Origin of the sequence: Radicibacter daui (assembly GCA_030657355.1) — a bacterium.
Classification (GTDB): domain Bacteria; phylum Pseudomonadota; class Alphaproteobacteria; order Radicibacterales; family Radicibacteraceae; genus Radicibacter; species Radicibacter daui.
In genome coordinates, this window is the sequence record CP131056.1 from 2308581 (window position 1) to 2323163 (window position 14583).

Annotated in this window: 15 protein-coding genes; 9 read left to right on the forward strand and 6 right to left on the reverse strand. The window is 63.1% G+C overall.

Annotated features, from left to right (window positions below; genetic code table 11):
• Positions 1 to 12 precede the first annotated feature (12 nt).
• The 8 genes from QTL98_RS10870 (at position 13) to QTL98_RS10905 (ending at position 7235) form a co-directional block, all read left to right on the forward strand.
• The gene (locus tag QTL98_RS10870; protein WP_445678511.1) at positions 13 to 633 is read left to right on the forward strand and encodes a helix-turn-helix domain-containing protein; all 621 of its coding nucleotides are present in this window, start codon (positions 13 to 15) and stop codon (positions 631 to 633) included.
• On the forward strand, positions 633 to 1148 hold the full coding sequence (locus QTL98_RS10875; RefSeq protein WP_445678512.1) for a GAF domain-containing protein: 516 nt from the start codon (positions 633 to 635) through the stop codon (positions 1146 to 1148). Before QTL98_RS10870 ends, QTL98_RS10875 begins: the two co-directional genes overlap by 1 nt.
• Before the next feature lie 124 nt (positions 1149 to 1272).
• Positions 1273 to 2856, forward strand: coding sequence for an ABC transporter substrate-binding protein (locus tag QTL98_RS10880; protein ID WP_445678513.1), 1584 nt, complete (start codon positions 1273 to 1275; stop codon positions 2854 to 2856).
• A gap of 91 nt (positions 2857 to 2947) precedes the next feature.
• Positions 2948 to 3970, forward strand: a complete 1023-nt coding sequence (locus QTL98_RS10885) for an ABC transporter permease (protein WP_445678514.1) — start codon at positions 2948 to 2950, stop codon at positions 3968 to 3970.
• Complete coding sequence (locus tag QTL98_RS10890; protein ID WP_445678515.1) at positions 3967 to 4896, forward strand: ABC transporter permease; 930 nt, start codon at positions 3967 to 3969, stop codon at positions 4894 to 4896. Before QTL98_RS10885 ends, QTL98_RS10890 begins: the two co-directional genes overlap by 4 nt.
• 5 nt (positions 4897 to 4901) lie before the next feature.
• Entirely contained in the window at positions 4902 to 5759 is an 858-nt protein-coding gene (locus QTL98_RS10895) for an ABC transporter ATP-binding protein (protein WP_445678516.1), read from the forward strand.
• Positions 5760 to 5779: 20 nt separating this feature from the next.
• Positions 5780 to 6511, forward strand: a complete 732-nt coding sequence (locus tag QTL98_RS10900; protein WP_445678517.1) for an ABC transporter ATP-binding protein — start codon at positions 5780 to 5782, stop codon at positions 6509 to 6511.
• Between the two features lie 25 nt (positions 6512 to 6536).
• On the forward strand, positions 6537 to 7235 hold the full coding sequence (locus QTL98_RS10905) for a GNAT family N-acetyltransferase (RefSeq protein ID WP_445678518.1): 699 nt from the start codon (positions 6537 to 6539) through the stop codon (positions 7233 to 7235).
• A 39-nt stretch (positions 7236 to 7274) separates the two neighbouring features.
• Here the strand turns inward: QTL98_RS10905 and QTL98_RS10910 are convergent, their stop codons facing one another.
• The gene (locus QTL98_RS10910; RefSeq protein WP_445678519.1) at positions 7275 to 7445 is read right to left on the reverse strand and encodes a DUF3309 family protein; all 171 of its coding nucleotides are present in this window, start codon (positions 7443 to 7445) and stop codon (positions 7275 to 7277) included.
• Positions 7446 to 7670: 225 nt separating this feature from the next.
• On the opposite strand from QTL98_RS10910, the gene QTL98_RS10915 reads away from it, so the two are divergent.
• Complete coding sequence (locus QTL98_RS10915; protein ID WP_445678520.1) at positions 7671 to 8165, forward strand: TIGR00645 family protein; 495 nt, start codon at positions 7671 to 7673, stop codon at positions 8163 to 8165.
• 39 nt (positions 8166 to 8204) lie between these two features.
• Here QTL98_RS10915 and QTL98_RS10920 read toward each other — a convergent pair whose 3' ends face one another.
• From QTL98_RS10920 to QTL98_RS10940, 5 genes are all read right to left on the reverse strand, one after another.
• Positions 8205 to 10013, reverse strand: coding sequence for an ABC transporter ATP-binding protein (locus QTL98_RS10920; protein WP_445678521.1), 1809 nt, complete (start codon positions 10011 to 10013; stop codon positions 8205 to 8207).
• 80 nt (positions 10014 to 10093) lie between these two features.
• Positions 10094 to 11038: an acetamidase/formamidase family protein gene (locus QTL98_RS10925; protein ID WP_445678522.1), complete on the reverse strand. Its 945-nt coding sequence runs from the start codon at positions 11036 to 11038 to the stop codon at positions 10094 to 10096.
• Positions 11028 to 12671: an ABC transporter substrate-binding protein gene (locus tag QTL98_RS10930; RefSeq protein ID WP_445678523.1), complete on the reverse strand. Its 1644-nt coding sequence runs from the start codon at positions 12669 to 12671 to the stop codon at positions 11028 to 11030. Before QTL98_RS10930 ends, QTL98_RS10925 begins: the two co-directional genes overlap by 11 nt.
• Before the next feature lie 104 nt (positions 12672 to 12775).
• Complete coding sequence (locus tag QTL98_RS10935) at positions 12776 to 13696, reverse strand: ABC transporter permease (RefSeq protein ID WP_445678524.1); 921 nt, start codon at positions 13694 to 13696, stop codon at positions 12776 to 12778.
• A 2-nt stretch (positions 13697 to 13698) separates the two neighbouring features.
• Positions 13699 to 14526: an ABC transporter permease gene (locus tag QTL98_RS10940; RefSeq protein WP_445682131.1), complete on the reverse strand. Its 828-nt coding sequence runs from the start codon at positions 14524 to 14526 to the stop codon at positions 13699 to 13701.
• Between the last annotated feature and the right edge of the window lie 57 nt (positions 14527 to 14583).

Sequence of the window (14583 nt, forward strand, 5' to 3'; positions counted from 1 at the left end):
TGCCAGTTCCCGATGGACCCAGTCTCTCCACCGCCCTCCAGCCTTACGGCGCTGTCTTCTGCCGGCACCGCCTCGGCGCAGATCGGCTCCATCCTGCGCGAGCGGCGCAAGAAGCTGAAGCTTACGCTGCAGGCGGTTGCCGAGCGGGCGCATCTTTCCATCGGCTTCGTCTCGCTGGTCGAGCGCGATCTCGCCACTCCTTCCCTCTCCGCCCTCGTCAATATCGCGCAGGTGCTGGGGCTGGAGGTGGGCGATCTCATCCGCGTGCCGGATGGCGACGATGTGGTGTCCTATGCCTCGACGCGGGCGAGTTTTTCGCTGGGTAACACGGCGATTGCCTATGGCCGCCTCAGCGCCGATTTCCCCGACAGCCATATCAATGCCGTCGAGCTGATGGTGCCGCCCGGTTATGTCGCCGAAGAGGTCGAACATTCCGGCGAGGATTTCCTCTACCTGCTCGAAGGCCGCCTGCGGGTGGTGCTGGATGGCAAGCAGTATGAGCTGCGGCCGGGCGATGCCATGCATTTCCGCTCCTCACGCTCGCATGGTTTCACCAATCCCGGCGATGGTCCGGCCCGGCTGCTCTGGGTCGGCGATCTTTCCATTTTCCCCCACCGCGCGAGCGATACCTGATGACGACGCCCCTGCCCACTTCCGCCCAGGCCCTCGGCGCCCTGCTTGCCGCATGCGACGATATCCGCACCGGCTGCCAGCTGGCGCAGGATGCCCTGCTTGCCCGTTTCGGCGGCCGGCTCTTTACCCTGACGGCGTCCTTCCCCGAACGCGGCGTGGCGCGGCGGCTGTGGACCAATCTCGGCTCGGAATATAGCGAAGGCGGTGAGAAACCCATTCTGGCCGATGCCTGGTCCGATCAGGTGCTGAAGCGCGGCGAGCCGTTCCGTGGCTCGACGATCGAGGATGTGAAACCCTATTTCCCCGATCATGCCCAGATCTCCGGCCTTGGCCTTGGCGCCGTGCTCAACCTGCCGGTGCGCGCCGGCGGCCGGACCATCGGCACCGTCAATCTGCTGGACGCGGATCATGCCTATGACGGGGTTGACCTGTCGGACGCCTTCGCCTGGGCGCAGGCGCTGAAACCGATCTTTACCGCCTATCACGCGGCTGCCGCCGGCAGCTCTGCGGCCTGAAAAACTTCGGGGGGGCCGCCCGGTGAACAGGCGGCTCCGTGAAGCCTTGAAAAAACAATAAAAACAAAAGCCAAGAACCAAAACCTGAGTTGAATGTCTCTCACGAACAGGGAGCTGGACTGAAATGAAAAAACTGCTTCTGGCGGCGCTCCTCGGAGCTTCGCTTGCCGGGCTTGGTGCGCCTGCCGTGGCCGCTACGCCCAAGGATAGTCTGGTCGTCGCCAAGAATATCGACGACATGATCTCGCTCGACCCGGCCGAGGTCTATGAGTTCACCGGCGGTGAAATCACCACCAACCTCTATGACGGGCTGGTGCGTTACGATGCCGACGACACCACCAAGCTGGTCGGCGGCCTTGCGGAAAGCTGGAGTGCCGATCCTGCCGGGCGCAGCATCACCTTCAAGCTGCGCAAGGGCGTGACCTTTGCTTCCGGCAACCCGGTCACTGCCGATGATGTGGTGTGGTCCTATGCCCGCGTCGTGACGCTCAACAAGCCGCCCGCCTTCATCTTCACCCAGCTGGGCTGGAAGCCGGACACGGTTGCCACCATGGTGACCAAAGTTGGCGAGGACAGCGTCAAGATTTCCTATGACGGCGATTATTCGCCCGACTTCGTGCTCAACTGCCTTGCCGCGCGTGTCGGCATGGTCGTCGATATGAAGACGGCGATGGCGCATGAGAAGGATGGCGATCTCGGCAATGGCTGGCTCAACCGCAATTCCGCCGGCACCGGCCCCTTCGTTCTCAAGCTGTGGAAAGCCAATGAGAGCGTGGTGATGGAAGCCAACCCGCATTATCGTGGCAAGGCGCCGGCGATGAAGCGGGTGATCTATCGCCACGTGCCGGAACCCTCGACCCAGCGGCTGATGCTGGAAAAGGGGGATGTCGATATCGCGCGTGACCTTGGCCCCGACCAGATCGCCGGCCTTGCCGGCAACGACAAGATCAAGGTCGAGACCTATCCGCAGTCGGCCGTCTATTTCCTGTCGCTGAACCAGAAGTCGGAAAAGCTGCAGAACCCGGCGGTGTGGGAAGCGATGCGCTGGCTCATCGACTATCAGGGCATGGTCGGCAGTTTCCTCAAGGGCGGTTTCGAGGTGCATCAGGCCTTCTGGCCCAAGGGTTTTGCCGGCTCGCTGGATGACACGCCCTACAAGCTGGATGTCGACAAGGCGAAGAAGATCCTCGCCGATGCCGGCATCGATCATCTCGATGTCACCATGGACATGATCAATTCGGCGCCGTTCCCGGATATCGCCCAGTCGATCCAGTCCACCTTCGCCAAGGCGGGCATCAAGGTCAGCCTGATGCCGGGCACCGGCAGCCAGGTCATCACCCGCTACCGCGCGCGTGAGCATGAGCTGATGCTGCTCTACTGGGGTCCGGACTATATGGACGCCAACTCCAACGCCATGGCCTTTGCCTTTAACGCCGACAATTCCGACGATCACTACGCAAGCTCCACCACCTGGCGCAATGCGTGGATCGACAAGGATCTGAGCGAAAAGACGGTGGCCGCGCTAAAGGAGCCGGATCGCGAGAAGCGCCTTGCCATGTACAAGGAGCTGCAGCTTGCCGTGCAGCAGCACTCCCCGATCATCAACATGTTCCAGAACACCGCTCAGGTGGCACTGGCCAGCGATGTGAAGGGCTATGTCCAGGGTGTAACCTCGGACCTCGTCTTCTATCGCAACGTCGAAAAATAAGCCGCAGTCCGCACGCTGCCGGCGGCTCCTGTCGCCGGCAGCGTTCCTTTTTTATGCTTTTGCTGTTGCTTGAAACAAAGAGGCTCGCCGGGTGCCCGCCAGGTTCTTACGCAGGCTCATTTCCTTCGCCCTTACGCTGGCGCTGACGTTGTTTGGCCTGCTGGCCGTGACCTTCGTCATTGCGCGCGTGGTGCCGATCGACCCCGTCATTGCGCTGGTGGGTGACAAGGCGCCGGCCGATGTCTATGCCGCCGCGCGTGCCCATCTGGGGCTCGATCTGCCGCTGTGGCAGCAGTTCATCATCTATCTGCGCGATGTGCTGAGCGGCAATCTCGGCTCGTCCTCCACCACCGGCAATCCGGTGCTGAGCGATATCGCCCATACCTTTCCAGCCACGCTGGAACTGGCCACCTACGCCATTATCGTCGGTATCGGGCTTGGCATTCCGCTGGGCGTTGCCGCTGCCGTCTGGCAGGGCCGCTGGCCCGACCATCTGATCCGCGTGGTCTCTCTCTTCGGCTACTCTGTCCCGGTCTTCTGGCTCGGGCTTGTGGCGCTGCTCGTCTTCTATGCCCGGCTGGACTGGGTTGGCGGTCCCGGCCGCCTCGATATTGCCTATGACTATATCGTCGAGCCGTGGAGCGGCCTTCTGACCGTCGATGCTGCCGCTGCCGGCGAGTGGGATGTGTTCTGGAACGCCGTCTCGCATCTGGTGCTTCCGGTGGCGCTGCTCGCCTATTTCTCCATGGCCTATATCGGGCGCATGACGCGCTCCTTCATGATCGACGAGCTGGGCAAGGAATATATCACCACTGCCCGGGTAAAGGGGGCGAGCGAGGCGCGGGTTATCTGGCGCCACGCCCTCGGCAATGCCGCCGTGCCGCTCATCACCGTGGTCGCCCTCTCCTATGCCTATCTGCTGGAGGGTGCGGTGCTGACGGAAACGGTCTTCGCCTGGCCGGGTCTTGGTTCCTATATCACACAGGCGCTCTTCGATGCCGATATGGCTGCCGTGCTGGGCGGCACGCTGGTGGTCGGCGCCAGTTTCGTGGCGCTCAATATCTTCTCGGAGCTTGTCTATGCCTGGCTCGATCCCCGCGCGAGGATGAAATGAGCCTTTCCTCCCCGCTCCCGCCGCGCCGCGGCCTTCGCGCCTGGCTTACTTCGGATACGCCGGCCTCCCGCTTTCAGGCCCGGCTCGGGCGCTATTACGCCACATGGCGGGCGCTCAGCAGCAATCCCTTGACCTTGCTCGGCCTCGCCATCCTGCTTGCGCTCGTGCTGGTGGCGGCGTTCGCGCCGTGGCTCGCGCCTTTCGCACCCAATGATCAGGACCTGGCAAACCGGCTGGCGCCGATGGGCGGCCTGCACCCGCTGGGCACCGACCAGCTGGGCCGCGATATCCTGAGCCGCCTTCTCTATGGCAGCCGGGTCACCCTTGCCATCATCGTTCTGGTCGCGGTGATTTCCGCCCCCATCGGCCTCGCCGTCGGCACTATCGCCGGCTATTTCGGCGGCTGGGTGGCGGCGGTGCTGATGCGGGTGACCGACATCTTCATGGCCTTCCCTCGCCTTATCCTGGCGCTGGCTTTCGTGGCGGTGCTGGGCCCTGGCATCGACAACGCGGTGATCGCCATCGCCATCACCGCCTGGCCGCCTTATGCGCGTATTGCCCGGGCGGAGACGCTCACCTTTCGCAATGCCGACTTTGTGCGGGCCTCGATTGTCGAGGGGGCCGGGCACTGGCGCATCCTGATGACGCAGATCGTGCCGCTCTGCCTCGGCTCCATGATCGTGCGGGTCACGCTCGACATGGCGGGCGTCATCCTCATTGCCGCCGGCCTCGGTTTTCTTGGTCTCGGCGCGCAGCCGCCAACGGCGGAATGGGGCGCGATGATCTCGACGGGGCGTGACTATATGCTGGACCAGTGGTGGGTGGCAGCCATGCCGGGCATCGCCATCCTGCTGGTCAGCCTTGCCTTCAACCTCTTGGGCGACGGGCTGCGCGACGCGCTCGACCCGCGCAAGCGCCGGAGCTGATGGTTATGGCTCAAGACACGCTGCTTGAGGTTGATGGCCTCACCGTACGTTTTCCCTCCGTCCACGGGCCCATCGAGGCGGTGCGGGACATCAGCTTTGCCATGGGGCGGGAAAAGATCGCCATCGTGGGAGAGTCGGGCTCTGGCAAGAGCATGACGGCGCGCGCCATCCTCGACCTCATCCGCCCGCCGGGGGAGCGTATTGCCCGCTCCATAAGGCTGGATGGCACCGACCTTACCCGCCTTTCCCCGCGCCAGATGCGGCAGGTGCGCGGCGGGCGCATCACTATGGTGATGCAGGACCCCAAATATTCGCTGAACCCGACCATGAGCGTGGGCGCCCAGCTTTATGAGAACTGGCTGATCCATGTCGGCAAGCCCAAGCGCCTCTCCCGGGCTGCAGGGCAAAAAGCGGTGCTGGAGATGCTGGAGGCGGTGCAGATCAACGATCCGCCCCGGGTCGCCCGCTCGTTTCCGCATGAGCTTTCCGGCGGCATGGGGCAGCGGGTGATGATCGCCATGATGCTGATCCCGCAGCCCGAGCTGATGATCGCCGACGAGCCGACCAGCGCGCTTGATGTCACGGTACAGATGGAGGTGCTGAAGCTGATGGACGGGCTTGTTGCCCGCAACGGCATGGGCCTTCTCTTCATCAGCCACGACCTGCCGCTGGTCTCCCGCTTTTGCGACCGCGTGCTCATCATGTATCGCGGGCGCATCGTGGAAGAATGCCGGGCGGACCGGCTGCATGAGGCGCAGCACCCCTATACGCAGGGGCTTCTTTCCTGCCTGCCCTCCTATGCGCAGCGCGGCCATCCGCTGGCCACCCTTTCCCGCGACGCGGGCTGGGAGGTGGCGCCGTGAACAAAAACCCAAGTTCAGGAATGATCGAGGTTCAGGATCTGAGCGTACGCTATGGCGACTTCGTCGCCGTCAAGGGCGTGAGCTTCAGTGTGGCGGCCGGGGAAACCTTCGGCCTTGTGGGGGAGTCCGGATCGGGCAAATCCACCATCCTGCAGGCACTGGCCGGTCTTGCCGATGACTGGTCCGGCAGCATGTCGGTGGACGGGCTGGCGCTCGTGGCCGGCGCCCGGCGCAGCCTTGCCTTCCGCAAGCATCTGCAGATGGTATTCCAGGACCCTTACGGCTCGCTGCATCCACACCAGACGGTCGACCAGATCCTGTCCTCCCCGGCCCGCATTCACGGGTTTGGCAGCATCGACAGGCGCATTGCCGAGGTGATGGAAGCTGTCGGCCTTGGCCCGCAGTTCCGTTTCCGCCTGCCGCATCAGCTCTCGGGCGGCCAGCGCCAGCGCGTGGCCATTGCCCGTGCGCTGATCGTGGAACCGAAGGTGCTGCTGCTGGATGAGCCGACCAGCGCGCTCGACGCCTCCGTGCAGGCGGAAATTCTCAATCTGCTGGTGACCCTCAGGCACGAGCGCGGTCTCACCTACCTGCTGGTCACGCATGATCTGTCGGTGGTCGCCTATCTCTGTGACCGGCTGGCGGTGATGGAAAAAGGCAGTTTTGTCGAAACCCAACCCATCGAGGCGCTGGAGACCGGTGCCTTTGATCAGGACTATACGCGCCGCCTGTTCGCGGCCGCCGCGCGCTGACCCCTTGCCGGAGAAGGACCGTTCGATGAAGCCCGTTCGGCCCAAAACCGCCGATGCTCCCCGTGCTGACAGACCAATGCTGCCCCGCCCGCCCCTGGATGTGCTGCATCTGGCAGGGGAGCAGGCCGATCTGGAGCGGCTGGATATCAAGCGGCATGCCAATGAATTGTGGGGTGCCATCGGCAGCCGGGCGGAGCTGTGGGCGGGTATCCCTTCCGGCCCGTTTCATGACCGGACGACTTTTCGCAAGTGGCTGGACGAACGCATCCGCCGGCCGACGCAGGCGCTGCTGGCGATCATGGACAAGCGCGGCGACCGGCCGGTGGCGGCCGGCCTGTTTTTCCTGCTCAATATCCGCGCTGAGGTAGGCGTCGCCGAGATGGGGCTCGTTTATGGTCCTGCGCTGTCGCGCCAGACCATCGGCACCGAAGCCGCGCTTTTGCTGATGCGCTATGTGCTTGCCCAGCAGGGTTATCGCCGGCTGGAATGGCGCTGCGATACACAGAACGAAGCTTCCCTGCAGGCAGCCAGGCGCCTGGGTTTCGAGCCGGAGGGTGTGCTGCGGCACGACAACTGGGCCAAGGGGCGTAATTTCGATACGGCTGTGCATGCCATCCTGGCAGCCGACTGGCCGGCCATCGAAAAGCGTATCGAGCACTGGCTGCGGCCGGCCAATTTCGATGCGGGCGGCAAGCAGAAAAAAGCGCTGTCGGCACGGGGCTGACAGCGCTTTCTGCGAGGGCCATGTCAGGCAGAGGCCGGATCAGAACCCGACATACCCCGGCCTGCCAAACAGCATGAACAGGATCAGTAGCAGCACGATCAGGCCAATGCCGCCGCCAAACGGCCCGGCTCCATAGTAACCGGACCGGTATCCGTAGAAGCCGCCGCCAAAAAGAAGAAAAATAACCAGTATGAGAAGCAGAAGCCCCATGGTGAATACTCCCACTCATTAATGAATGGCACCGGACGTTTTCCTCATTTCAGAAGAAAGCGGAAAATATCCTGTTGGGCGCCGTTGGGAGTGTAACGGATGGCAGGTGCCGGAAGTTCCGTGAGGGGCTTTTCTCGCCTATCAAAAGTTATGGTTCCGGGCCGGTTCTCGGCTATATTCCGCCGCATCGGGGATTAAAGAATTACTCGAAAACCGGGGGTTATCTTGAAGGCGCTTGAGAACTTCGTCGAACGTATCATTCTGGCCAGCCGCTGGATTCTGGTCATTTTCTATCTGGGCCTTGCCGCATCGCTGGCGGTTTATGGCTACTCCTTCATCCTCAAATTCGTACACATGATCGGCACCGTGTCGAACATGGGTGAGGATGACATGATCCTGGCTGTGCTGGGCCTCATCGACGCCTCTCTGGTCGCCAGCCTGATCGTGATGGTGATGATCTCGGGGTACGAGAACTTCGTCAGCAGCTTCGACAATGCCGAACAGACCGATCTCAGCCTGCTTGGCAAGCTCGACAGCGGCAGCCTCAAGATCAAGGTTGCCTCTTCCATCGTCGCCATTTCGTCGATCCACCTCTTGCAGGTGTTCCTCAATGCCGACGAGTACGACAATACCAAGATCATGTGGGTGACGATCGTGCATCTCGCCTTCGTCGTCTCGGCGCTGATGCTGGGTTATCTTGAAAAGATGATGAAGCACTGACGATGTGACGGACGGCGCCCGCCACCGGCGACGGCAAGCTCAGGCGGCTTCCCGGGCCACCAGATGGCGGGCGCCGATATCTTCCAGCTCGGCATAGACCGGCTGATAATCGAGCCCGTGAACCGGGCTTGGAATTTCCCCTTCCATCCGCACGAAACTCTCGCGCTTGCGGGCCGGGTCGGCAATCGGCACCGCCTCGATCAGGCGGCGGGTATAGCTGTGGCGCGGATCGTCAAACACCTGGGCACGTGTGCCTGTCTCCACGATCTGGCCCAGATACATCACAGCCACCCGGTGGCTGATCTGCTCCACCACCGCCATGTCATGCGAGATGAAGAGATAGGAAAGCCCCATCTCGTCCTGCAATTCCTGCAGAAGATCGAGCACGCGGGCCTGCACGCTGACATCGAGCGCCGAGACGCTTTCATCCGCCACGATGACCCTGGGCGACAGCGACAGCGCCCGGGCAATGCAGATGCGCTGGCGCTGGCCGCCGGAAAATTCATGCGGGTGGCGGTGCATATGGTCGCGATCAAGCCCCACGCGGCTGAAAAGCCATGCCACGCGATCTTCAAGCTCGCTGCCGGACGCAAGGCCATGGATGGTCAGCGGTTCGCCCACCAGATCGCCTACCGTCATGCGAGGGTCGAGCGAGGCGTAAGGGTCCTGGAAGATCATCTGGATATCGCGCCGCACCGGACGCAATTGGGCCCGGCTGAGGCCGCCGAGCGGCGTGCCGGCCACCAGCACATCGCCGGTAAAGGGCAAGAGGCCCATCAGCGCGCGGCCGGTCGTGGATTTTCCGCAGCCGGACTCTCCCACCAGCGCTAGCGTTTCGCCCGGCTTCAGGCTGAAGGAGATTTTCTCCACCGCATGGACGCGCCGCACGACCCGCTGCAACAGCCCGCCATGAATATCGAAACGCACCGTAAGGTTATTGACCTCCACCACCGGACGCACCGGCACCGGCGTCGGTTTGATATCGGCAACCGGCGCCGGGGCGGCTGAAGCGCGCATCGGCCCTTCCGAACCCTTGAGCGCACCGAGTTTGGGCACGGCGGCCAGCAATTCGCGGGTATAGGGCTGCTTCGGCGCGGTGAAAATCTGGCCGACAGGCCCCTGCTCCACCACCTTACCGTGGTTCATCACGATCACGCGGTCCGCCATTTCGGCAACCACGCCCATATCGTGGGTGATGAGGATAACGGCGGTGCCGCGCTCGCGCTGCAGGTCGCGGATGAGTTCAAGGATCTGCGCCTGCACGGTGACGTCCAGCGCCGTCGTCGGCTCATCGGCAATCAGGACGCGCGGGTTAAGTGCCAGCGCCATGGCGATCATCACGCGCTGGCGCATGCCGCCGGAAAGTTCGTGCGGATATTGTTTCAGCCGGCGCTCCGGCTCGGAAATGCGCACTTGTTCCAGCGCGGCCACAACTGCTTTTTTAAGCGCGCTGCCGGTAAGCGTGCGGTGGGCCTGCAGCGCTTCGCCCAGCTGGCGGCCAATCGTCAGCACCGGGTTCAGCGAAGTCATCGGCTCCTGGAAGATCATGGCGATGTCGTTGCCGCGCAGGCGGCGCATCTCGCCTTCCGTCAGAGAGGCCAGATCACGCTCGCCGAAGAGAATTTCGCCGCCGCCAATGCGGGCCATGGGCTCGGGCAGCAACCGCATAACGGAAAGCGCGGTCATGCTTTTGCCGGAGCCGCTCTCACCGGCGATGCAGATGGTCTCGCCGGCATGAAGGTCAAAGCTGAGGCCTTCCACCACCGCCCGTGCGCCGGCGGGTGTTGCCACCTGCACCTTGAGGTCGCGCACGCTGAGGACGGTTTCGGCTGCTTTGATCGCGCTCATGACTGGCAATTCCGGCTTTGAAGATGAAGGTCGCCGTTGCCAGGGCTGTGAGAACCCGGCAACGGCGAAAATTCCGGCGCTTATTCGAAAACGGAGCGCGGGAAATAGAAGGAGACCACCCAGTTCGGCATGTCGACGATCTCGGAAATCCTGAGATCACCGCACACCGAGCAGAGCATGTAGGCCTCGACGGCAGACATGCCGTGCGTGGCGGTCAGCAGATCCACCATGCCGGAGACCGCCATGCGGGCCCCTTCCATGAGGTCGGGGCCGATGCCGGTCGTCACCTCATAACCCTTGGTGTCGAGGTGACGGGTTACCGGGCCGGGCGTGGTGAAGCGCGGCATCCTGAGATTGGCGCCCTTCACCAGATCGAGGCTGGCCACGACATTCATCGGGCTTTCAATCGCGGTGCCGCACACCTCGCCATCCCCTTGCGCGGCGTGCGTATCCCCCACGGAGAACAGGGCCCCCGCCACCTCTACCGGCAGGTAAAGGGTGGTGCCGGCAGCAAGGTCGCGGATATCGAGATTGCCGCCCACCCGGCGCGGCGGCACCACGCTGTGGTGACCGGGCTCGGCCGGGGCTACGCCGATGGTGCCGGCAAAGGGCTTGAGCGGCACGCGGCCGTTCTTGCCAAAAGCCGCAGGCGCCAGGCTCTGCTTGTCATAGGCCCAGATGTTGAGCGCGTTTTCCTTGAACTGGTCCGCCAGCAGGCCGAAGCCCGGAATGTTGGCGGTCCAGCCGAAACCGGAGGGCTTGAACTCGTGGATGGTGACCTTGAGCGCGTCGCCGGGCTCGGCCCCTTCCACGAAGATCGGCCCCGTCACCGGGTTGATCTTGCCGAAATCGAGTGCGCCGACATCGCCAACCTGGCTCTCCGGCGTCAACTGGCCGCCGGAGCTGTCGAGGCACTCGAATTCGATGGTGCTGCCGGGCGCGACCGTCATCGCGGGCGGGATCGAATGATCCCACCCGAAATGATGATGGCGTCCGTGGATGGTGTAATTGCAGTTATTGCACATCTTTGGCGTACACGTAGTCGTAGTTCACCGGCACATGCACCGGATCGACAAACAGCGCATCGTCACCGCCGAGGCGGGCCGAACGCATGGTGAAACGCTCTTCATTGAAGATCGGCGCCCACGGCGCATCGTCCATGATGCGGGTGAAGATGGAGCCCCAGAGCTTCTCGCGCTCTTCCTTTTGCGACGGCTCGACCATGCTGTCGGCCTTGGTCGCCTCGGCATCAAGCGCCTCATTGCAGTACCAGGACCAGTTCCAGCCGCCCTGGGTGGCGCCGGCGCAGCCGAGGATGGGGCCGTAGAAGTTGGAGGGATCGGGGAAGTCGGCGATCCAGGCCATGCCGCCCGACCAGATCATCGGGGCCTGATCCGGTTCGCCGCCGGCCGCGATCACGTTGGCCTGGGCCAGCGCCTTGATCTCGGCCTTGATACCGATGCCGGAGAGATCCTGCGCAATCGCCTGGGCGATGCGCGGGTTGGGGTCGGTATTGTAGACGTAAAGCTCGGTCGGGAAGCCGTCGGGGAAACCGGCATCGGCCAGCAGCTTCTTGGCGGCTGCCGGATCGTACGGATAACCCTTGTAGGCCTTGTCATAGCCCGGCATCGAGGGCGGCAGCGGCTGGTTGGCCGGTACGGCGCGCCCGTTGATGATCTTGACGATGCGGTCCTTGTTGATGGCCATGTTGACGGCCTGACGGACCTTCACATTGTCGAACGGCTTCATCTTGACGTTCATCGTCACATAACCGGTCTGGAGCTGGCCGCCCTGGATGATCAGATCCTTGTAGTTCGGATCGTTCTTCACTTCGAGGAACTTGGCCGGCGGAATGCCGTCGCCCGGAATGTCGATCTCGCCCTTCTGCAGGCGCAGGAGCGCCACGACCGGCTCCTGGCCGATCTCGAAGGTGATCTTGTCGAGCTTGGGAACGCCGCCCTTCCAGTAATCCTTGTTACGCTCGAGCACGATGTGCTGGCCGAGCGTCCAGTCCGCCATCTTGTAGGCGCCGCTGCCGACCGGATGCTTGCCGAAATCGGCACCGTACTTCTCCACCTCTTCCTTCGGCACGACCGAGGAGAAGTTGATGGCCATCACATGCAGGAAGGTGGCGTCGGGATGGGAAAGCTCGATCTTCAGCGTGTAGGGATCGACAACCGTCACACCCGTCAGGCTCTTGGCCTTGCCGGCGGACACATCGTCATAACCGACGATGGAGGCAAAGAAACCGGCGCCCGGCGACTGCGTCTCCGGATTGGTCACGCGATCGAAGGAATATTTGAAGTCGTCCGCGGTCACTTCGCGGCCGTTATGGAACTTCACGCCCTTGCGCAGCTTGAAGGTGTAGGTCTTGCCGTCCGGCGAGATTTCATAGCTCTCGGCAAGGTCGGTGGTCAGGGTGCTGGTGCCGGGCTCATAGTCCATGAGGCCGTCGAAGATCGACTTGATCATCGACCAGTTCTGCCAGTCGTAACCGATGGCCGGATCGAGCGTGGAGACGTCATCCTTGTAGGTGACGATCATCTCGCCGCCCTGCTTGACGCCGGCTTCGTACTTGTCGTCATAAGCCGCAGCGGGGCCGGCGGCCATCAGGCCGAGAGTGCCCGCAAGAGCGGTCGAAAGTAGCAGTTTCTTCATGAGATCAGGTTCCCTGTTCTTGAGTTTCTGCTTTAAGGCACTGAATGAAGTGCCGGGTGGTGCCCATTTTTTGACGGTTTTGGTATTTCAGGCCGGGTGCCGCCTCACCTCAGCTTGATGCGGGGATCGATGAGCGGGGCGACGAGGTCGGCAATCAGGTTGCCGAGTACGATCGCGCAGGCTGAAATCAGCGTGACGCCCATGATGATCGGAATATCGATGCGCTGGATGGCCTGCCAGGCGAGCTGGCCGATGCCGGGCCAGCCATAGACGCTCTCCACCACCACGATGCCGGACATGAAGATGCCGATGTCGATGCCGATCATGGCGATGATGGGCAGGACGGCATTGGGCAGCGCGTGGCCGAGGATGACCTGCCAGCGGGCAAGGCCCTTGGCGCGGGCGGTGCGGATATAGTCCTGCCGCAGCACATCCAGCATGGCCGAGCGCATCATGCGGGCATACCAGCCGGCGCCCAGCAGGCCGAGCGTGAGCGATGGCAGGACCAGATGGCGGAAGGTGCCGTACCCGCCGATGGGAAACCAGCCGAGCAGCACGGCAAAGACATAGAGCAGCAGGATGCCGATCACGAACTGCGGCGTGGAGACGCCGACAAAGGATAGCACCATAAGCCCTTGATCAAGCTTGCTTCCCCGCTGCACCGCGGCAACCATTCCCATGGTGAGGCCGATGACGAGTTCGCTGACGATGGCGCCGGCCATCAAGAGCAGTGTTGCCGGCAGGCGCGAGGCGATGAGCTCCGCCACTTCGGTTTTCTGCAGATAGGAACGGCCGAAATCGCCGTGCAGCAGGCCGGTTGCATAGCGCCAGTACTGGACGAGGAACGGCTGATCGAGCCCGAGCTGGGCGCGGATGTTGGCAACCGTCTCCGGCGTGGCACTGCGCCCGGCAATCTGGCGCGCCGGGTCGGCCGGCAGGATATAGAGCAGGATGAAGGTAACGAGGCTGATGCCGATGAGGATGAGCAGCGTCTGGCCCAGGCGGCGCAAGAGATAGGCGGCCATGATCAGTGCCTTCCCTTCTGGGTCGGGTCGAGAATGTCACGCAGGGCGTCACCCACGAGATTGAAGGCCAGCGCGAGCAGGATGATCGCCACGCCGGGGATGAAGACGAGCCAGGGTGCCGAGGTGAAGTAGGTCTGGTTTTCGTAGATGATGTTGCCCCAGGACGGGGTTGGCGGCTGGACGCCGATGCCAAGGAAGCTGAGTGTGGCTTCCAGCAGCACCGTGGTGGCGATGCCGAGCGTTGCCCACACCACGATGGTGGAGACGAGGTGTGGCAGCACATGGCGGAAGAGGATGCGCGCCTTGCCGGCACCAAGCGCCCACTCCGCCTCGACGAACTCGCGTTCCGCCAGCGAGCGGGTTTCCGTGTAGATGACGCGTGCCACCTGCACCCAGTTGACCATGGCGATGACGAGGGCAACGATCCACAGGCTGGGATGGAAGAGCGCGGCCAGCACGATGGCGAGCAGCAGTGCGGGAAAGGCCATCATCAGGTCGGTAAAGCGCATCAGTACCGAACCGACGATGCCCTGGAAGAACCCGGCGGTAATGCCCACCAGAGCACCGATCACCACAGCGATACCGTTGGCGACCACCCCGATGATCAGCGACGTACGGGCGCCATAGACAAGGCGGGAAAAGAGGTCGCGGCCGAGCAGATCGGTGCCGAACCAGAACTGGGCGTTCGGCGGCAACGGCGCCCCCTCCAGCGTCAGCCCGTCAAAAAGCTGTTCGGTCGGTTCGTGCGGCACGATGAAGGGGGCGAAAATAGCCGCCAGCACCACCAGCACGATGATGGCAAAGCCGAACATCGCCAGCTTGCGGCGCATGAGTTCCCTGAGAACGCGCCCGGCCCGCGGGGCGGCCGCTACCGGGGCGGCTCCGCT

Coding starts and splice junctions, on each gene's coding strand:
- QTL98_RS10870 (WP_445678511.1), top strand. CDS start 13: ATGGACCCAGTCTCTCCACCGCCCTCCAGCCTTACGGCGCTGTCTTCT.
- QTL98_RS10875 (WP_445678512.1), top strand. CDS start 633: ATGACGACGCCCCTGCCCACTTCCGCCCAGGCCCTCGGCGCCCTGCTT.
- QTL98_RS10880 (WP_445678513.1), top strand. CDS start 1,273: ATGAAAAAACTGCTTCTGGCGGCGCTCCTCGGAGCTTCGCTTGCCGGG.
- QTL98_RS10890 (WP_445678515.1), top strand. CDS start 3,967: ATGAGCCTTTCCTCCCCGCTCCCGCCGCGCCGCGGCCTTCGCGCCTGG.
- QTL98_RS10895 (WP_445678516.1), top strand. CDS start 4,902: ATGGCTCAAGACACGCTGCTTGAGGTTGATGGCCTCACCGTACGTTTT.
- QTL98_RS10900 (WP_445678517.1), top strand. CDS start 5,780: ATGATCGAGGTTCAGGATCTGAGCGTACGCTATGGCGACTTCGTCGCC.
- QTL98_RS10905 (WP_445678518.1), top strand. CDS start 6,537: ATGAAGCCCGTTCGGCCCAAAACCGCCGATGCTCCCCGTGCTGACAGA.
- QTL98_RS10910 (WP_445678519.1), bottom strand. CDS start 7,445: ATGGGGCTTCTGCTTCTCATACTGGTTATTTTTCTTCTTTTTGGCGGC.
- QTL98_RS10920 (WP_445678521.1), bottom strand. CDS start 10,013: ATGAGCGCGATCAAAGCAGCCGAAACCGTCCTCAGCGTGCGCGACCTC.
- QTL98_RS10925 (WP_445678522.1), bottom strand. CDS start 11,038: ATGTGCAATAACTGCAATTACACCATCCACGGACGCCATCATCATTTC.
- QTL98_RS10930 (WP_445678523.1), bottom strand. CDS start 12,671: ATGAAGAAACTGCTACTTTCGACCGCTCTTGCGGGCACTCTCGGCCTG.
- QTL98_RS10935 (WP_445678524.1), bottom strand. CDS start 13,696: ATGGCCGCCTATCTCTTGCGCCGCCTGGGCCAGACGCTGCTCATCCTC.
- QTL98_RS10940 (WP_445682131.1), bottom strand. CDS start 14,526: ATGCGCCGCAAGCTGGCGATGTTCGGCTTTGCCATCATCGTGCTGGTG.